General features: G+C 73.8%; 16 protein-coding genes. 11 read left to right on the top strand and 5 right to left on the bottom strand.

Features of this window, described 5'->3' with window-relative positions:
* Positions 1–29 precede the first annotated feature (29 nt).
* Genes AC1DW8_RS04125 through AC1DW8_RS04100 form a run of 6 tightly spaced genes read left to right on the top strand, consistent with a single transcriptional unit; the run spans position 30 to position 7,316 of the window.
* Positions 30–2,171: a VWA domain-containing protein gene (locus tag AC1DW8_RS04125; protein ID WP_478092101.1), complete on the top strand. Its 2,142-nt coding sequence runs from the start codon at positions 30–32 to the stop codon at positions 2,169–2,171.
* The gene (gene cobO, locus AC1DW8_RS04120; protein ID WP_235509587.1) at positions 2,171–2,782 is read left to right on the top strand and encodes a cob(I)yrinic acid a,c-diamide adenosyltransferase; all 612 of its coding nucleotides are present in this window, start codon (positions 2,171–2,173) and stop codon (positions 2,780–2,782) included. The genes AC1DW8_RS04125 and cobO overlap by 1 nt, the downstream gene beginning before the upstream one ends.
* Entirely contained in the window at positions 2,779–4,305 is a 1,527-nt protein-coding gene (locus tag AC1DW8_RS04115) for a cobyrinate a,c-diamide synthase (protein ID WP_478092099.1), read from the top strand. The genes cobO and AC1DW8_RS04115 overlap by 4 nt, the downstream gene beginning before the upstream one ends.
* Positions 4,302–5,363: an Rv2231c family pyridoxal phosphate-dependent protein CobC gene (gene cobC / locus AC1DW8_RS04110; protein ID WP_478092097.1), complete on the top strand. Its 1,062-nt coding sequence runs from the start codon at positions 4,302–4,304 to the stop codon at positions 5,361–5,363. The genes AC1DW8_RS04115 and cobC overlap by 4 nt, the downstream gene beginning before the upstream one ends.
* Positions 5,353–6,363, top strand: coding sequence for a uroporphyrinogen-III C-methyltransferase (cobA, locus tag AC1DW8_RS04105; RefSeq protein ID WP_478092095.1), 1,011 nt, complete (start codon positions 5,353–5,355; stop codon positions 6,361–6,363). Before cobC ends, cobA begins: the two co-directional genes overlap by 11 nt.
* A complete protein-coding gene (locus tag AC1DW8_RS04100) occupies positions 6,360–7,316 on the top strand; it encodes a cobalamin biosynthesis protein (RefSeq protein ID WP_478092093.1) in 957 nt (318 codons plus the stop codon). Before cobA ends, AC1DW8_RS04100 begins: the two co-directional genes overlap by 4 nt.
* Here the strand turns inward: AC1DW8_RS04100 and AC1DW8_RS04095 are convergent.
* From AC1DW8_RS04095 to AC1DW8_RS04075, 5 genes are read right to left on the bottom strand one after another with little or no spacing between them, the layout of a single operon-like run.
* Complete coding sequence (locus tag AC1DW8_RS04095; RefSeq protein WP_478092091.1) at positions 7,282–7,740, bottom strand: MOSC domain-containing protein; 459 nt, start codon at positions 7,738–7,740, stop codon at positions 7,282–7,284. The genes AC1DW8_RS04100 and AC1DW8_RS04095 overlap by 35 nt on opposite strands.
* A 10-nt stretch (positions 7,741–7,750) precedes the next feature.
* Entirely contained in the window at positions 7,751–9,535 is a 1,785-nt protein-coding gene (locus AC1DW8_RS04090) for a SulP family inorganic anion transporter (protein ID WP_478092089.1), read from the bottom strand.
* 29 nt (positions 9,536–9,564) lie between these two features.
* Positions 9,565–10,305, bottom strand: a complete 741-nt coding sequence (locus tag AC1DW8_RS04085) for a cobalt-precorrin-6A reductase (protein WP_056825902.1) — start codon at positions 10,303–10,305, stop codon at positions 9,565–9,567.
* Between the two features lie 2 nt (positions 10,306–10,307).
* Positions 10,308–11,243: a MerR family transcriptional regulator gene (locus tag AC1DW8_RS04080; RefSeq protein WP_056774896.1), complete on the bottom strand. Its 936-nt coding sequence runs from the start codon at positions 11,241–11,243 to the stop codon at positions 10,308–10,310.
* 3 nt (positions 11,244–11,246) lie between these two features.
* Positions 11,247–11,702, bottom strand: coding sequence for an SRPBCC family protein (locus AC1DW8_RS04075; RefSeq protein WP_056774899.1), 456 nt, complete (start codon positions 11,700–11,702; stop codon positions 11,247–11,249).
* Between the two features lie 157 nt (positions 11,703–11,859).
* Here AC1DW8_RS04075 and AC1DW8_RS04070 point away from each other — a divergent pair, with 157 nt between their 5' ends.
* From AC1DW8_RS04070 to AC1DW8_RS04050, 5 genes are read left to right on the top strand one after another with little or no spacing between them, the layout of a single operon-like run.
* Positions 11,860–13,143: an NAD(P)/FAD-dependent oxidoreductase gene (locus AC1DW8_RS04070; protein ID WP_056825901.1), complete on the top strand. Its 1,284-nt coding sequence runs from the start codon at positions 11,860–11,862 to the stop codon at positions 13,141–13,143.
* On the top strand, positions 13,140–13,895 hold the full coding sequence (locus AC1DW8_RS04065; protein ID WP_056774906.1) for a DUF1365 domain-containing protein: 756 nt from the start codon (positions 13,140–13,142) through the stop codon (positions 13,893–13,895). Before AC1DW8_RS04070 ends, AC1DW8_RS04065 begins: the two co-directional genes overlap by 4 nt.
* Positions 13,892–15,169: an SAM-dependent methyltransferase gene (locus tag AC1DW8_RS04060; protein ID WP_056825900.1), complete on the top strand. Its 1,278-nt coding sequence runs from the start codon at positions 13,892–13,894 to the stop codon at positions 15,167–15,169. The genes AC1DW8_RS04065 and AC1DW8_RS04060 overlap by 4 nt, the downstream gene beginning before the upstream one ends.
* On the top strand, positions 15,169–16,536 hold the full coding sequence (locus tag AC1DW8_RS04055; RefSeq protein ID WP_478092084.1) for a cryptochrome/photolyase family protein: 1,368 nt from the start codon (positions 15,169–15,171) through the stop codon (positions 16,534–16,536). The genes AC1DW8_RS04060 and AC1DW8_RS04055 overlap by 1 nt, the downstream gene beginning before the upstream one ends.
* Before the next feature lie 8 nt (positions 16,537–16,544).
* Positions 16,545–17,264, top strand: a complete 720-nt coding sequence (locus tag AC1DW8_RS04050; RefSeq protein ID WP_056774914.1) for a CPBP family intramembrane glutamic endopeptidase — start codon at positions 16,545–16,547, stop codon at positions 17,262–17,264.
* Positions 17,265–17,268 lie beyond the last annotated feature (4 nt).

The raw sequence follows: 17,268 nt of genomic DNA, 5'->3' as shown, positions 1-17,268 counted from the left end.
CGCGGCACCCGCAGGAGGCTCGCAGTCACATGCGCGACGGCTCGAACGACGTCCCGAACGACGTCCCGAACGATGTCCTGAACGACCCTGACCAGTACGGGTCACCACCCGGCACCTTCCCCTTCTCGGCGGTCGTCGGCTCCGACGACCTGGCCCTGGCGCTCGTCCTGACGGCGGTCTCGCCGGAGGTGGGCGGCGTGCTCGTGCGCGGCGAGAAGGGCACGGCGAAGTCGACGATGGTGCGCGGCCTCGCCGCCGTGCTCCCCCGCCAGCAGGTCGTCGCCGGCTGCCGCTTCGGCTGCGCACCGGGTGACGGCGCCGGATGCCCGGACGGACCGCACGACCCGGACGCCGCGGCCGGCACCCGAGCGGCCCGCCTCGTCGAGCTGCCGATCGGCGCCACCGAGGACCGTGTCGTCGGGTCCCTCGACCTCGAGCGGGCGCTGGGACGCGGCGAGACGGCATACCAGCCCGGCCTGCTCGCGGCCGCGAACCGCGGCATCCTCTACGTCGACGAGGTCAACCTCCTCCACGACCACCTCGTCGACCTGCTGCTCGACGCGGCGGCCATGGGCCGCAGCACCGTCGAGCGCGACGGCGTCTCGGTCTCGCACGCCGCCCGCATCGTCCTCGTCGGGACGATGAACCCCGAGGAGGGCGAGCTGCGCCCGCAGCTGCTCGACCGCTTCGGGCTGACCGTCGAGGTCGCCGCGCCCCGGGAGCCCGCGCTGCGCGCCGAGGTCGTACGCCGCCGGCTGGCCTTCGACGCGTCGCCGGCTGCGTTCGCGGCCCGGTTCGACGACGACCAGGAGGCGCTGCGCGGGCGGATCGCCGACGCGCGGTCGCGGGTCGGAGCCGTGACCCTGACGGACGAGATGCTGGCCCGGATCGCGGTCGTCTGTGCCGGCTTCGAGGTGGACGGTCTGCGCGCCGACATCGTCACGGCACGCGCCGCCGTCGCCCACGCGGCCTGGTCGGGACGCACGGTGGTCACCGTCGCCGACGTCCGGGCGGCTGCCCGGCTGGCGTTGCCGCACCGCCGGCGCCGCAACCCGTTCGACTCCCCCGGGATCGACGAGGACCTCCTCGACGAGCTCCTCGGCGACGACGAGCCGGACCCCGAGCCGGATCCGGGACCGGGTGACGGCGGGGAGCCGGAGCCTGCCGACCACGACCAGGACCACGACCGCGACGACGAGGCGCGGCCGGGCTCGTCGTCGGAGACGGCACGGACCGACGGGCAGGAGTCGCCACGACAGCCCGAGTCCCAGCACGCCGAGCTCGAGCCGGGGCCCGGCGAGGGCAGCGAGGGCGGCGACGGCGGTGAGAGCGAGGTGCCCGCTGCCTCGGCGGTGAGCGCGGCCGATGAGCCCTACCGGGCGAAGCTGCTGCGCGCCAAGGGGATCGGGCAGGGCGACCCGGGACGCCGCTCGGCCGCCCTCACGAGCACGGGACGCCGCGTCGGCTCGACGACCGCCCGCACCGGGCCGGTCCACGTGCCCGCGACGATCCGCGCGGCCGCGGGACGCGGCGCCACGGGCGACCGGTCGGGACGCCTGCGCGTGCTCCCCGGCGACCTGCGCCGCTCGGTCCTGCAGGGTCGGGAGTCCAACCTCGTGCTGCTCTGCGTCGACGCGTCCGGGTCGATGGCCGCCCGCAAGCGCATGGAGGCCGTGAAGTCGGCGGTGCTCTCGCTGCTCCTCGACGCCTACCAGCGGCGCGACAAGGTCGGCCTCGTGACCTTCCGCGGGTCCGACGCCGAGCTCACCCTGCCGCCGACCGGCTCGGTCGACATCGCGGCCCGGCGGCTTCGCGACCTGCCCCACGGCGGACGGACGCCGCTCGCGGAAGGGCTCGGGACGGCATACGACACGTTGCGCGTCGAGCGCCTGCGCGACCCGAACCGGCGCGCGCTCCTCGTCGTCGTCACGGACGGCCGGGCCACGAGCGGCGCCGACGCGCTGGGCCGCGCCGCGCGCGTCGCCACCCGGCTGCGCGGCGAAGGGGTCGAGAGCGTCGTGCTCGACTGCGAGTCGGGGCGCTTCCGGATGCGGCTGGCGGCCCGGCTCGCCGAGCACCTCGGCGCCGAGCACCTGCCCGTCGGCGAGCTCGCCGCGTCGGCCATCGTCGGCGCGGCACGCATGCCGCGCCCGACGGGACGGGCCGCCTGATGCGCGGCCGGCCGACGACCGTCCCCGAGGACGGCCTCACGACGCGCCAGCGTCGCAACCGGCCCCTGCTCATCGTCAACACCGGCGACGGCAAGGGGAAGTCGACGGCCGCCTTCGGCCTCGCCCTCCGCGGCTGGAACCAGGGCTGGTCGGTCGGCGTGTTCCAGTTCGTCAAGAGCGCGAAGTGGCGCATCGGCGAGCAGACCGCCGTCGAGACCCTCGCCGAGCTGCACCGCGAGACCGGCAAGGGCGGTCCGATGGAGTGGCACAAGATGGGCGCCGGCTGGTCCTGGACCCGCAAGGAGGGCACCGAGGACGACCACGCCGAGGCGGCTCGCGAGGGGTGGGCGGAGATCAAGCGCCGGCTCGCTGCCGAGACGCACGCCGTCTACGTCCTCGACGAGTTCACCTACCCGATGGCGTGGGGCTGGATCGACGTCGACGACGTCGTCGCGACCCTGCGCGAGCGCCCGGGCCACCAGCACGTCGTCATCACCGGACGTCGCTGCCCGCAGGCCGTCCTCGACCTCGCCGACCTCGTGACCGAGATGACCAAGGTCAAGCACCCGTTCGACGAGGGCCAGAAGGGCCAGCGAGGGATCGAGTGGTGAGCGCCTTCAGCAGCGCGGTCGACGCCGCCGTCGGCTCGGCGATCGGCACCGCCCTCGGCCGGCTCTCCGCCGGGCCCGACGGGCCCGACGGGCCCGGCGCCACCGCTCTCCCTCGACTCGTCGTCGCGGCCCCCGGCTCGGGCCACGGCAAGACGACCGTCGCGACGGGGCTCATGGCCGCGCTGCGCGCCCGTGGTCTCGGGGTCTCGGGGTTCAAGGTGGGCCCGGACTTCATCGACCCCGGCTACCACGCGCTCGCCACGGGCCGACCCGGTCGCAACCTCGACCCCTTCCTCTGCGGCCAGGACCAGGTGGCGCCGCTCCTCGTGCACGGCGCGACCGCCGGCGGACCGACCGACGTCGCCGTCGTCGAGGGCGTCATGGGGCTCTTCGACGGGCGCATCGGCGGCGACGGCTACGCGTCGACCGCGCACGTCGCGACCCTGACCCGCACGCCGGTCGTGCTCGCCCTCGACGTCAGCCACATGACGCGCACCGCGGCCGCGATCGTCCACGGCCTCGCGACCTTCGAGCCCGGGGTCCGCGTCGCCGGGGTCGTCCTCAACAAGGCTGCGTCGGGCCGGCACACCCGCGAGGTCTGGTCAGCGCTCGAGGCGACCGGGGTCCCGGTCCTCGGAGTGCTGCCGCGCGACGCCGGCATCGAGGCGCCGTCGCGTCACCTCGGCCTCGTGCCCGCCGCCGAGCGCGAGGAGGCCGCCCGGTCGGTGCGGCTGCTCGCCGAGCGCGTGGCCGAGCATGTCGACCTCGACGCGGTGCTGTCGATCGCCCGGTCGGCCCCCGACCTCGACGTCCCGGCGTGGGACGCTGCCACCGTCCTCGGCGAGGCCGCCCGGCCCGCCCCGACCGGGCGGCGTCCCGTCGTGGCCGTCGCGGGCGGCCGTGCCTTCACCTTCCGCTACGCGGAGACCGACGAGCTGCTCCGGGCCGCGGGCCTCGAGCCGGTCGTCTTCGACCCGCTCCACGCGCGGTCGCTGCCCGCGGGCACGGCCGGGCTCTACCTCGGCGGCGGCTTCCCCGAGGTCCACGCCGAGGACCTGTCCGCGAACTCCGCCCTGCGCGAGGACATCCTGGACGCCGTCCGCGGCGGCCTGCCGACCGTGGCCGAGTGCGCGGGCATGCTCTACCTCTCCGAGTCCGTCGACGGCCACGAGATGGTCGGCGCGATCCCGACGGTGGGCGCGATGGGCCCACGCCTCACCTTGGGCTACCGCACCGCGATCGCCCCGGGCGACTCGGTGCTCTCGGTGGCCGGCACCCGCGTGACGGGCCATGAGTTCCACCGGACGACCGTGGGCGGCGAGCAGCGGCCCAGCTCGGCGGCCTGGCTGCTCGACGGGACGCCCGACGGCTTCGCCCTCGACCCCGCCGGCACCGGCCGCGCCACCCTGCACGCGTCCTACCTCCACACCCACTGGGCGGGTCACCCCCGGCTCGCTGCCCGCTTCGCCGAGGCCGTCCACGCGTATGCCGTCACGACCGCCTCGCGCCGGAGGGCGTCGTGAGCGGGCACGTCGACCTGCACCACCACGGCGACCGTGACGTCGTCCCCGGTCTCGTCGACCTCGCCGTCAACGTCCGGCTGCCGGCGCCGCCGCCATGGCTCGCCGACGTCATCGCGGTCTCGCTGCACGACCTCGGGAGATACCCGGACCCGTCAGCGGCGGTCGCTGCCATCGCACGACGGCACCGCGTCGACCCTGAGTGCGTGCTGCCGACCGCGGGAGGGGCCGAGGCGTTCACGCTCGTCGCCCGCGCGGTCGCCGGCAGCCGCCCCGTCGTCGTGCACCCGCAGTTCACCGAGCCCGAGGCAGCCCTCGTCGCAGCCGGTCGACCGGTCGACCGGTGCGTGCTGCCGCACGAGAACGGCTTCCGCCTCGACCCGTCGTCCTTCGGCCCGTCCGGCGAGCACGCCGCCGCCGACCTCGTCGTCGTCGGCAACCCGACGAACCCCACGGGGGTGCTGCACCCCGCCGGCGACGTGCGGTCGCTGCGCCGGAGCGGGCGCGTCGTCGTCATCGACGAGGCCTTCATGGACGCCGTGCCGGGCGAGCCCGAGTCGGTCGTCGGTCGCGACCTCGAAGGGCTGATCGTCCTCCGGTCGCTGACGAAGACGTGGGGCCTGGCCGGCCTGCGTGCCGGCTACGTCGTCGGCGACCCCGCGCTCGTCGCCGGCCTCCGTGGCGTGCAGCCGCCGTGGGCCGTCTCGAGCCCTGCCCTCGCCGCCACGGTCGCCTGCCTGTCCGAGCGCGCCGTCGCCGAGGCGGAGGCAGCGGCCGTGTCCTTTGCCGCCGACCGTGCAGTGCTCGTGGGCGAGCTCGCCGCCGTCGGGCTGCGCACCGCGGCCCCGTCGGCGGCGCCCTTCGTCCTCGTGGACACGAGCCCTGTCGGCGCAGAGTCCGTCCGCGAGGACCTCGCCCGCCTCGGGTTCGCCGTGCGCCGGGGCGAGACGTTCCCCGGCCTCGGCCCGACGTGGATCCGGCTCGCCGTGCGTGACCCCGCGACCTCACGCGGCGTCGCCGCGGCGCTCGACGACCTGAGGAGACTCCGCCATGTCGCCTGAGCTGAGCTTCTCCGGCCTGTCCGTCCTCGTCGCGCGCATCGCTCCGCACTCGGTCGCGACGGTCCATGCGCTCCTGCGCGACGGGGCCCGCGTGACCGTCGCCGCGGCGCTCGACGACCTGCCCACCTCCCTGCGCGACCTCGCCGAACGCGGGCTCGTCACGCTCGCCCCGCAGGCCGACCCGACGGCCTACGACGTCGTCCTGCGCGGCGACCCGTCGACGTCTCCCGCGCCGCCCCCCGAAGCCGCTGTCGCGGAAGGCCACCCCGTGGTCGGGACGGTGACGCTGCTCGGGGGTGGCCTCGGCGACCCCGGCCTGCTGACGGTCGCCGGCATCGAGGCCGTTCGGCAGGCCGACGTCATCGTCCATGACCGGCTCGCGCCGCTCAGCGCGCTGCGGCACGCCCGCGACGACGTGCACGTCGTCGACGTCGGCAAGATCCCGCGCGGCGACTTCACACCCCAGGAGCGGATCAACGACCTTCTCGTCGAGCACGCCCTGGCCGGTCGGAACGTCCTGCGCTTCAAGGGCGGCGACAACTTCGTCTTCGGTCGCGGTGGTGAGGAGGCCGAGGCCTGCGCGGCGCGTGGCATCCCCGTCGTCGTCATCCCGGGCATCTCGTCGAGCATCGCCGCACCGGCCCTCGCCGGCATCCCCGTCACGCACCGCAGCCTCGTGCAGGGCTTCACCGTCGTGAGCGCCCACGTGCCGCCGGGCGACCCGCGCAGCACTCTCGACTGGGGGGCCATCGCCCGGAGCCGCACGACGATCGTCGTGCTCATGGGTGTCGCCACGCTGGGAGCGGTCGCCGAGACCCTCGTCGCCGAGGGTCTGTCGCCGCAGACCCCTGCGGCGGTCGTCGCCGACGCAGGGCTGCCGAGCATGCGAACGGTCCGGGCACCCCTGCGCGACATCGACGCCCGCGCCCGCCGTGACGGCCTCGGCGCCCCTGCCGTCGTCGTCATCGGTGACGTCGCGGCCCTCGACGTCCTCCGATGAGCCGGTCCGCCGGGCTGGTCCTGGGCTGGGCGCTCGACCGGGCCTTCGGTGACCCGCGCCGCTGGCACCCCGTGGCCGGGTTCGGCTCGGCCGCAACGGCCCTCGAGCAGCGGACGTATGCCGTCCGGCGAGCTCGCGGCGTCTCGCACGTCGCGCTGCTCGTGGGCGCCACCGCCGGCCTCGGCGTCGTGGCCGAGCGGTCGACGCGGCGCAGCGACGTCGCCCACACCCTCGTGACCGCCGCGGCGACCTGGGCCGTGCTCGGCGGTCGCTCACTGACGCGCGAGGCGTCCACGATCGACGGCCAGCTGCGGCGGGGTGACCTCGAGGCCGCCCGGGTGCAGGTGCGCCACCTCGTCGGGCGGGACACGACGCGGCTCGACGCCGACGAGGTCGCCCGCGCCTGCATCGAGTCGCTCGCCGAGAACACGTCCGACGCGGTCGTCGCGCCGCTCCTCTGGGGCGCTCTGCTCGGCGTCCCAGGGCTGCTCGGCTATCGCGCCGTCAACACGCTCGACGCGATGGTCGGCCACCGCAACGACCGCTACCGCGAGTTCGGCTGGGCCGCAGCGAGGCTCGACGACGTCGTCAACTGGGTCCCGGCCCGGGTCGCGGCCGCACTGGCCCTGGCGAGCGCCGGGTCCAGGGAGCGAGCCGTCGCCGGCTGGGCGGCCGTCCGGCGTGACGCCCCGGCCCACCCGAGCCCGAACGGCGGCGTCGTCGAGGCCGCCTTCGCCGGCGTGCTCGGGGTGCGGCTCGGGGGATCGAACGTCTACGACGGCGAGAGCGAGGACCGCGGCACCCTCGGCGCCGGCCCGGCGGCGAGGGCCCACGACATCGGCCCGGCCGCCCGCCTCGCGCGACGCGTGAGCGTCGGCTCCCTCGCCGTCGCCGTCGCTGTCGCGGCCGCGACAGCGCTCAGGGGGCGAGGTCGACCTCGTCGCCGACGCTGATCGTCCCGGACGTCAGCAACCGGAAGACCGTCCCCGCCCGTGCGTGCAGCGCCCGCGCCGCGCCCGGTCCGAGGTTGTCGTCGAGGAGGCGGCAGGGCGCCGCGATGCGGACGACCTCGAGCTCGACGTCGCCGATGGTGATGCGGGTGCCCGGCTTCGTCGGGATCACGCCGCCGGAGATCGTCAGGTTGCGACGCGTCAGGCCCGGGTCGACCGGACGCCCGAGGTCGGCAGCGGCGGCCTCGAGGTCGGGGAGCGACTGGATCGTCACGTGCCGGTGCTTGCTGCCGTGGTAGCGGTCACCGACGAGCCCGGCGCCCGCCTCCGCCTCGACGCTCGGCACCGAGCGCGTCGGCAGCCGGCGCCCCTTGGCGACGTGGATCCCGACGACGGTCGCCGGTGCGGCGGGTGAGTCGAGGTGCATGCCGGCAAGGCTAGGCGTCGGGCTCGGGCTGGACCGGCACGGGTGGGATCCGGAGCCCGGGCGGACCCGAGCCGTGCTCGCGCTCGTACCACGCGGCATAGGCGGCCACGGCGGTCGGCAGCGTCGGGAAGATGAGGTCCGTCCCGACCTTCTCGATGAAGCCACCCGCCTCGAGCGAGAGCCGCATGTCCTCCTTGACCCGGGCCATGGCGAAGCGGATCTCCCGGTCCGAGAGCGTGGAGCGCAGCGTCTCGAGCGCGTCGACCGCCGTGAGGTCGACCTCGGTGTTGGCCTCGGCGTTGAGCAGGAACCACTCGACCCGTGCGTGGCGGGTCGCCTCGTCGACGACCTTGAGGGCACGGCTGACGAAGTCGTCGGAGTTGGCGAAGAAGAGGGGCGAGTCGTAGCGGTAGACGACGAGTCCGGGCACCTGCACGGCGTCCGGGTGGTCGTCGACGTCGTGCATGCCCGCGACGTCGGGCACGTAGCCGAGGACCCCGTCGTGCGGGTGGACGATGCGGCGCAGCAGGTCGAGCACCGAGAGCGCGATCGCCGCCCCGATGCCGGGCAGGACCCCGAAGAGGAGCACGGCGGCGGTCGTCGCGAGCGCCAGCACGAGCTCGCTGCGCCGGAACGCGCCGATGCGCCGCATCTCGGCGATGTCGACGAGGCGGATCGCGGCGTAGACGACGACGGCGCCGAGCGCCGCGGTGGGGAAGGCCGCGATGACCGGCCCGAGCCAGAGCAGGGTCGCGATGACGAGGACGAGCGAGACGAGGGAGTGCAGCTGGGTGCGTGCCCCCATCGAGTCGGCGATGACGGTGCGGCTGCCGCTCGAGCTGATCGGGAAGCCCTGCAGCAGGCCGGTCGCGACGTTGGCGCCGCCGAGGGCCAGGAACTCCTGGTCGCTGTCGATGGTCTCGCGGTGGCGACCGGCAAAGGCCCGCCCGGTCAGCACGTTGTCCGAGTAGGCGACGACCGCGACGCCCAGGGCCGCAGGCAGCAGGGCCCACACGTCGACGTCGGACACGTTTGGCAGCGAGAAGGACGGGAGCCCCTCCGGCACGGGGCCGACGAGCGTGATCGCGAAACGGTCGGCGAGGTCGAGGACGGCGGCGACCACCGTCGCCCCGAGCATCGCGATGAGCGGCCCCGGCCAGAGCGGCGCGAAGCGCTGGAAGGCGAAGAGCACGACGAGCACGCCCAGCGACAGCAGCACCGTCGGCACCTGGACGTCGCCGAGGTGCGTGACGGCATACCTCACCTCCTGGAGGAAGGAGTCGCCCTCGACGTGAAGCCCGGTCACCTTGCCGATCTGGCTGACGATCATGAGTGCCGCGATGCCGGCCATGTAGCCGACGAGCACCGGCTTCGACAGCAGGTCGGAGAGGAAGCCGAGCCGCGTCACGAAGCCGACGAGGCAGATGAGCCCGACGGCGATCGCGAGGAGCGCTGCCATCTCCTGGCGCATCGCCATGCCCCCGCCGGCCGTCACGAGCGCACCCACGCCGGCAGCCGTCATGAGCGCGGTCGTCGACTCGGGCCCGACGGACAGCTGTCGCGACGACCCGAGCACCGCGTAGACGAGCAGTCCCGGCCCGACGGCCCAGAGCCCGCTGACCGCGGGAAGCCCGGCCACCTCGGCGTAGGCGAGCACCTGGGGCACGAGGTAGGCGGCGACCGTGATGCCGCCGAGCACGTCGCCGCGCAACCACACCTTGTCGTAGCGGCGCAGCACCGCCACACCCGGGAGCAGCCGCTCCCACCGCGCCCGCTGCTGCAGGTCCGCCGTCACCTCTCGAACGTACGCGAGGTCGTATGCCGTCAGGCCCGTTTCGCGTCGATCGCGCCGAGGGCCTCCCCCACCGACTCGACGACGGCCACGCCGCCGGGCACCGGCGGTCGTCGCACGACGACGACGGGCACGCCGAGGTCGTGGGCGGCACCGAGCTTGGCCTCTGTCAGGGCGCCGCCGGAGTCCTTGGTGAGGAGCACGTCGACGGCCCGGCTCTCGAGGAGCTCGCGCTCGGCGGCGTAGGGGTAGGGCCCGCGCGCCCGCAGCACCTCCCAGGAGGAGGGCACGTCCCAGTCGGGCGGGTCGACGACACGCGCCAGGACGTAGCGGTCGTCCCACGCGGCGAAGGTCTCGAGCTGCTGGCGCCCGGTCGTGAGGAACGGCCGGACCCCGAGGGCCTCGGCCGCGACCCGCGCGGCCTCGACGTCGTCGACCCAGGTGAACGCCCCGGCGAGCGGGTGGCGCGACCACCCCGGTCGCTGGAGTCGGACGAGCGGCACGCCGACCCGGCCGCAGGCGGCGACGGCGTTGCCCGTGATCTGCGCGGCGAACGGGTGGGTCGCGTCGACGACGACGTCGTAGCCGTGCGCCACGAGGTGGTCGGCGAGGCCGTCGACACCGCCGAAGCCGCCGGTGCGCACCTCGCCGACCGGCAGGGCCGGCGCGCTGACCCGGCCCGCGAGGCTCGACACGACGGCGTCGCCGCGCTCGACGAGGCGACCTGCGAGGTCCCGCGCCTCCCCCGTGCCCCCGAGGACGAGGACGCGCACGGTCAGGCGGGGATGCGCAGGCGGCGCGTCATCTCGCCCACCGCGACGGTGATCGAGTGGCCGAGGTGCACGCAGGGTCCGTTGATCTCGTTCTGCTGGCTGCCGCCGAGCCCGATGACGACCTCCGGGTGGACGCGGGCCACGGTGTCGACGATCTCCTGCGCCGCGGTGATGTCGATGTCGCGCGGCACAGCCATGACCATGCCGGTGGCCCCCCGCGCCTCGATGGCGCGCAGCCAGTCCTCGACGGGCAGGTCGGCGCCGACGTAGACCGTCGCGAAGCCGGCCCGACGCGCGGCCACGGCGAAGGCCAGCAGGCCGAGCTCGTGACGGGCACCGGGCGGCAGGCCGATGAGGAGGGTCGGGCCGTCGACCCGGCCAGACGCGGCTTCATAGGCGGCCGCGAGACGGCGCTGGACGGCATACGACACGAGGTGCTCACCGGCGACGGTGAGCCGGCCGTGCGCCCACTCCTCACCGACGAGCTGGAGGGTCGGCATGAGCCAGTCGTCGACGACGTGCTCGAAGGTGCCGAGCGCGAAGCGCGCATCGAGCACCGCCGACGCGGACGCGGAGTCGAGCCGCTCGGCCGCACGGACGAACGCCTCGGCGTCCTCGGACTGGTAGCGCCCACCTGGGCGCAGCGGTGCGACGCGGCCGCCGCGGCCCTCGCGGTCGGCGCGACCGAAGGGTGCCTCTCGACCGGCGGGGTCGCGGCTCGAGAGCCGCCGGGTCGTCTCGGCGGCGGCCTCACGGGCCGACCAGCCCTCGTTGACGAGGGAGTTCATGATCGCGAGGGCGCGGACGTCCTCGGGGCCGTAGAGGCGGTAGCCGCCGTCGGAGCGCTGCGGGCTGACGACGCCGTAGCGGCGCTCCCAGGCGCGCAGGGTGGCGACGCTGATCCCGGTCAGCTCCGCGGCACGCTTGATGGTGTACATCCGCTACCCCAGCCTGCTCAACGCGTCTCGCATGCCCTGCTCGGCCTCGTCGCCGAGCTTCTTGAAGGCCGGCGCGAGCAACGGTGCGGCGAGCTTGGCGATGCCCTTGAACTCGAAGTCCGCCCGGTAGGTCACCGTCGTCCCCTCGCTCGAGGCTGCTCCCGAGCCCGTCACGGTGCGCACGAAGGTCATCGTGTCCTTGGCGACGACCGTCGCGTTCTCGCCCCGCAGCGCGAACCGCTCGTCGGGGACGTGCTCGATGACCATGTAGTCGAGCTCGGTCTCACGGCCGAGGAACTTCGACACGTTGTGGTAGCGGGTGCCGAGGCCGCCGTCGCCCGAGACGCGCTCGGTGCGGACGGTCCCGGGGTCCCATTCCGTGGTGTTCGTGAAGTCGCTGAGGTAGGCGAAGACGCGGTCGACCGGGTGTGCCACCGTGACGCTGCGCTCGATCTCCATGCCTTCTCCAACCTTTGACAGACCTTGAACAGCCACTCTACGGTGTGGACGAAGGATGGACAACGCACGACGCGACCGCCATCACTCAAAACCGTCGAACCATCCGGTCGGGGCTCCGCGCCGAACCACACGGGACCACATCAGCCAGGAGGCCTCGGTGACTCGACCGAACCGACCCACACCGTCGACCAGACCGACCGCAGCCGTCATCGGCGCGGGCGTGTCCGGCCTGACCGCCGCCCACGTCCTCAGCGCGACGCACGACGTGACCCTCTACGAGAGCGACACCCGCCTCGGCGGGCACGCGCACACCCATGACGTCCCCGGGCGCGACGGCAGCCTGCGCATCGACAGCGGCTTCATCGTGCACAACGAGAAGACCTACCCGCACCTGCTCCGCCTCTTCAGCGAGCTCGACGTGCCGACCCAGCCGACCGAGATGAGCATGAGCATCACGTGCGAGGGGTGCGGCCTGTCGTATGCCGGTGGACGCGGTCCCAAGGGGATGTTCGCCCAGAAGCGCCGCCTCGCCGACCCCCGCTTCATCCGCATGCTCCGCGACGTCCCGCGCTTCCACGCGGCAGCGCGCGCCCTGCTCGCCGATGACTCGCAGGACCCGACGTGGGGCGAGTTCCTCGCCGTCGAGGGCTTCTCCGACTACTTCGTGCGCCACTTCGCGATCCCGCTCGTGGCCTGCGTCTGGTCGTGCGGCGACCTCGACGCGTCGTCCTACCCGGCGCGTCATCTCTTCCGGTTCCTCGACCACCACGGGATGCTGACGGTGACGGGGTCGCCCACGTGGCGCACCGTCACCGGCGGGTCGGCGACCTACGTCGACCGGCTCGTCGAGCGCCTGCCCGACGTGCGCAAGGAGAGCCCGGTGACCGCCGTGACGAGGCACGACGACGGCGTGGACGTGCTCGTGCGCGACGGCCGGACGGCGACGTTCGACCGCGCCGTCATCGCCACGCACGCAGACCAGGCCCTCGACCTGCTCGCCGACGCGACGCCCGACGAGAAGCGTGACCTCTCGGCGATCCGCTACTCCCGCAACGAGACCTGGCTGCACCGCGACTCCTCGGTCCTGCCGAAGCCGCGCCAGGCCAAGGCCTCCTGGAACTACCGCATGCACGCGTGTGACGCCCCGGCCCCCGACGTCACCGTCAGCTACTGGATGAACCGCCTCCAGGGCATCACCGACGCCGACGACCACGTCGTGACGCTCAACCCGGCCGGCAGCATCGACGAGTCGCTCGTGACGGCGCGGATGTCCTACGACCACCCGATCTTCACGCGTGAGGCCGTCGAGGCCGCGTCGCACCTGCGCGAGGGCGGCGGCGACCGCCTGGCCTTCGCCGGCGCACACCTCGGCTGGGGTTTCCACGAGGACGGGTGCCGCTCCGGCGTGGAAGCCGCCGAGTCCTTCGGGGTGCGCTGGTGACGGCCGTCCTGACACCGCCCGAGGTGCCCGCGCTCGTCGACGGCACCGTGGCCCACTCGCGCCGCACCCCGCTGCACCACAGTTTCACCTACGGCCACTACCAGTGGCTCGTCGACGTCGACCATCTTCCCCGGCTCCCCTGGCCCGCAAGGCTGCTCGCGCGCTTCGACGTGCGCGACCACCTCGACGGGGGTCGGCTCGGCGGCGGCATCCGCGGCGACGTCGAGCGCTTCCTCGCGGCGCGCGATGTGTCGCTGGCCGCCGAGGACCGTGTCCTCATGCTCGCCAACGCGCGGGTGCTCGGCCACACCTTCGACCCCCTGTCGGTCTTCTGGTGCCTGCGGCCCGACGGCTCGCTCCTCGCCGTCGTCTTCGAGGTGCACAACACGTACGGCGAGCGCCACGCCTACCTCCTCGACGTCCACGACGACGGCACGGCGACCGTCGGCAAGGCCTTCTACGTCTCCCCCTTCAACGACACCCGCGGGGAGTATGCCGTCCGCCTCGTCCTCGAGCCCGGCGCCGTCAGCGTGACAGTGGCCCTCGACCGCGACGGCGAGCGGATCATGACCGCCGTCACCCGCGGCACCCCGGAGCCGGCCACGACCCGTGCGCTGCTCCGCCTCGTCCGACGTCACGGCCTCATCACGCAGAGAGTGACGACCCTCATCCGGGTACACGGCATCCGTCTGTGGTTGCGCCGTCTGCCCGTCATGCCCCGCCCCCGACACCCCAAGGAGGCCGTCCGATGACCGCCCAGTCCCCGACCATGGCCCAGCCGCTGTGCCTGCGCCGCCCCACCCTGCGCGTCCTGTGCGTGCGCGCCCGCCTGGCCCGCAGCATCCTCGCCCAGGTCGCCAAGCGCGTGCCGGTCGACGTCGTCATGCCGGACGGCTCGCTGCTCGGTGGCGGCACGCGTCGGACCGACCGGCCGGGGCTCGAGATCGTGCGTCCGACCGCGGTCTTCGAACGGCTCGCGCACCACCCCAAGATCGGGATCGGCGAGGCCTACATGGCCGGGGACTGGAAGGCCGCCGAGGGCACCGACCTCGCCGAGCTGCTCATGCCCTTCGCCGAGCGCATGACGACGGCCGTCCCCGGGGGGTGGCTGCGGCTGCGCGGCTTCGTCGACCGCCGCATCCCGAGCATCCAGAACAACTCGCTGCTCGGCTCGCGCCGCAACATCGAGGCGCACTACGACCTGTCCAACGACCTCTTCGCGACCTTCCTCGACGAGACGATGAGCTACAGCTCGGCGATCTTCGACGAGGACGAGCCGCTGCGCACGCAGTCCTTCGAGGAGGCCCAGCTGCGCAAGGTCCACGCGATCCTCGACATGGCCAAGGTCGGCCAAGACAGCCGTGTGCTCGAGATCGGCACCGGCTGGGGCACGCTCGCCCTCGAGGCGGCGCGGCGCGGCGCCACGGTCACGAGCGTCACCCTGTCCAAGGAGCAGGCGGCGCTCGCCCGGCAGCGCGTCGCCGATGCCGGGTTCACCGACACCGTCGACATCCGCATCCAGGACTACCGCGAGGTCGAGGGTGTCTACGACGCCGTCGTCAGCGTCGAGATGATCGAGGCCGTCGGCGAGGAGTACTGGGAGACCTACTTCCGCACCATCGACGAGCGCCTCGCCCCGGGCGGCATCGCGGCCGTCCAGGCGATCCTCATGTCGCACGAGCGGCTCATGGCGACGAAGCACTCCTACGGCTGGATCCAGAAGCACATCTTCCCCGGCGGGCTCATCCCGAGCCTCCAGGCGATGAGCGAGACGACCGACGCCGCGACGACGCTGCGCATGTCGGCCGTCGAGGCGTTCGGCGCCGACTACGCCGAGACCCTGCGGCGCTGGCGCGAGACCTTCCTCGCCCGCTGGCCCGAGGTGCACGCCCTCGGCTTCGACGAGACCTTCCGCCGCAAGTGGGAGTTCTACCTCGCCTACTGCGAGGCGGGATTCGCGACCGGCTACCTCGACGTGGCCCAGGTGCGCTTCGAGCGGGAGGGCGCCGCGGCCGCGGCCTCGTGATGGCTCCGTCGACGACGTCGATCCTGTGGTTCCGCCGCGACCTGCGGCTGAACGACCACCCGGCGCTGCTCGCGGCGGTCGACGCGGCCTCGCACGTGCTGCCGGTCTTCGTGCTCGACCCGCGCCTGCTCGAGACCGACACGCCCCGCACCCGGCGACTGCTCGCCTCCCTCGCATCGCTGTCGAAGGACACCCGGGGGGCGCTCGTCGTCCGGCGCGGTGACCCCGTCGACGTCATCCCCGCGCTCGCCGCCGAGGTCGGGGCGACGCAGGTGCACGTCTCGCGGGAGACGACGCCCTACGGCCGCCGACGCGACGAGGCAGTCGACAAGGCCCTCGCCGAGGACGGGCGCGAGCTCGTCGCCACAGGGACGCCATATGCCGTCGGGCCGGGTCGCATCGTCAACCAGGCGGGCTCGCCGTACAAGGTCTTCACGCCCTTCTCCAGGGCATGGCACGAGCACGGGCGGCCGGCTCCGGCAGCCCGCCCCAAGCGCATCCCGTGGCTGCGCGAGGACGTCCACAGCGACCCGCTGCCCGAGGTGCCCGATCTGTCCCGGCTCGAGGCCGGCGAGGCCGCCGCGCTCAAGCGGTGGGAGAGCTTCCTCCACGACGGGCTCACGGCATACGACAAGGAACGCGACCGTCCCGACCTCGACACGACGAGTCGGCTCTCGGCGCCGCTCAAGTACGGCGAGATCCACCCCCGCACGATGCTCGCCGACATCGCGGCGCACTCGGCCGGGCGGTCGCAGGCGGCGAGCACCTACGTCACCGAGCTGATCTGGCGCGAGTTCTACGCCGACGTGCTGTGGCACCACCCGGACTCGGCGTGGCACGACCTGCGGCCCGAGCTCGCGAAGCTGCCCTACGACTCGGGCGCCGAGACCGACCGGCTCGTCGACGTGTGGCGCGAGGGGCGCACCGGCTACCCCGTCGTCGACGCCGGCATGCGCCAGCTGCTCGCGGAGGGCTGGATGCACAACCGCGTCAGGATGATCACGGCGAGCTTCCTCACCAAGGACCTCCACGTCTGGTGGCCGGTCGGGGCACAGCACTTCCTCGACCACCTCGTCGACGGCGACATCGCCTCCAACAACCACGGGTGGCAGTGGGTCGCCGGGACGGGCACCGACGCGTCGCCGTACTTCCGCGTCTTCAACCCCGTGACGCAGGGGAAGAAGTTCGACCCCGACGGGGAGTACGTCCGGCGCTGGGTTCCGGAGCTCGCCCACCTGCCGGGTGGCGCGGCTCACGAGCCGTGGAAGCACGACAACGGGTACGACCATGAGTATCCCCAGCGCGTCGTCGACCATGATGAGGAGCGCAAGGAGACCCTGGCCCGCTACGAGCGCGCCCGAGGCTAGGAGACGAGATGCGGGGCCCCGTGACCGAGCTGCGTGCGTTCGTCAACGCCGCGCTCATCGAGAAGGTGGACCGCGACCACCGCGACCCCGACGACGTCTTCCGGCGCCGCCAGGTCGTCGTCGCGCTCACCTTCGTCGTGGGCACCGCGGTGCTGGCGTGGGCGCTGCGGATCACCCCGGGCGACCCGCTCTTCTACGTCGCGACGCTGGCCCTGGCGGCGGTGTGGCTCGTCGGCGCGCTGCTGTCGGGCCCGCTGCACGCGGGCATGGGGCACACGCGTCGCGGCGAGAAGGCCCGGCCGATCGTGCAGTCCCTCGTGCTCGGCGTGCTGCTCCTCGTCCTCTTCCTCGTCGGTGCGCTCGTGGTCGCCCGCATCCCCGTGCTGCGCGAGCCGGTCGACCAGCTGCTCGACCACGCTCGGTTCGGGGCCTTCACGGCGGTGCTCGCCATCACCTTCGTCAACGGCGTCGTCGAGGAGCTCTACTTCCGCGGTGCCCTCTACGCCGCCCTCCCCCGCCACCAGGTGACCCTGACGACCCTGCTCTACGCCCTGACCACCGTCGGCAGCGGCATCCCGCTGCTCGTCCTGGCGGCTGCCGTCATCGGTCTCGTGACCGCCCTGCAGCGCCGCGTCACCGGCGGCTTCCTCGGGCCGATCATCACGCACGTCGTGTGGTCGACCGGGATGCTCCTGCTCCTCCCACCCGCCCTCGAGCTGACCAGGTGACCGC

The sequence above is a fragment of the Terrabacter sp. P2_E3 genome, from assembly GCF_056403915.1.
This window is presented reverse-complemented; position numbering and strand designations above follow the sequence as displayed.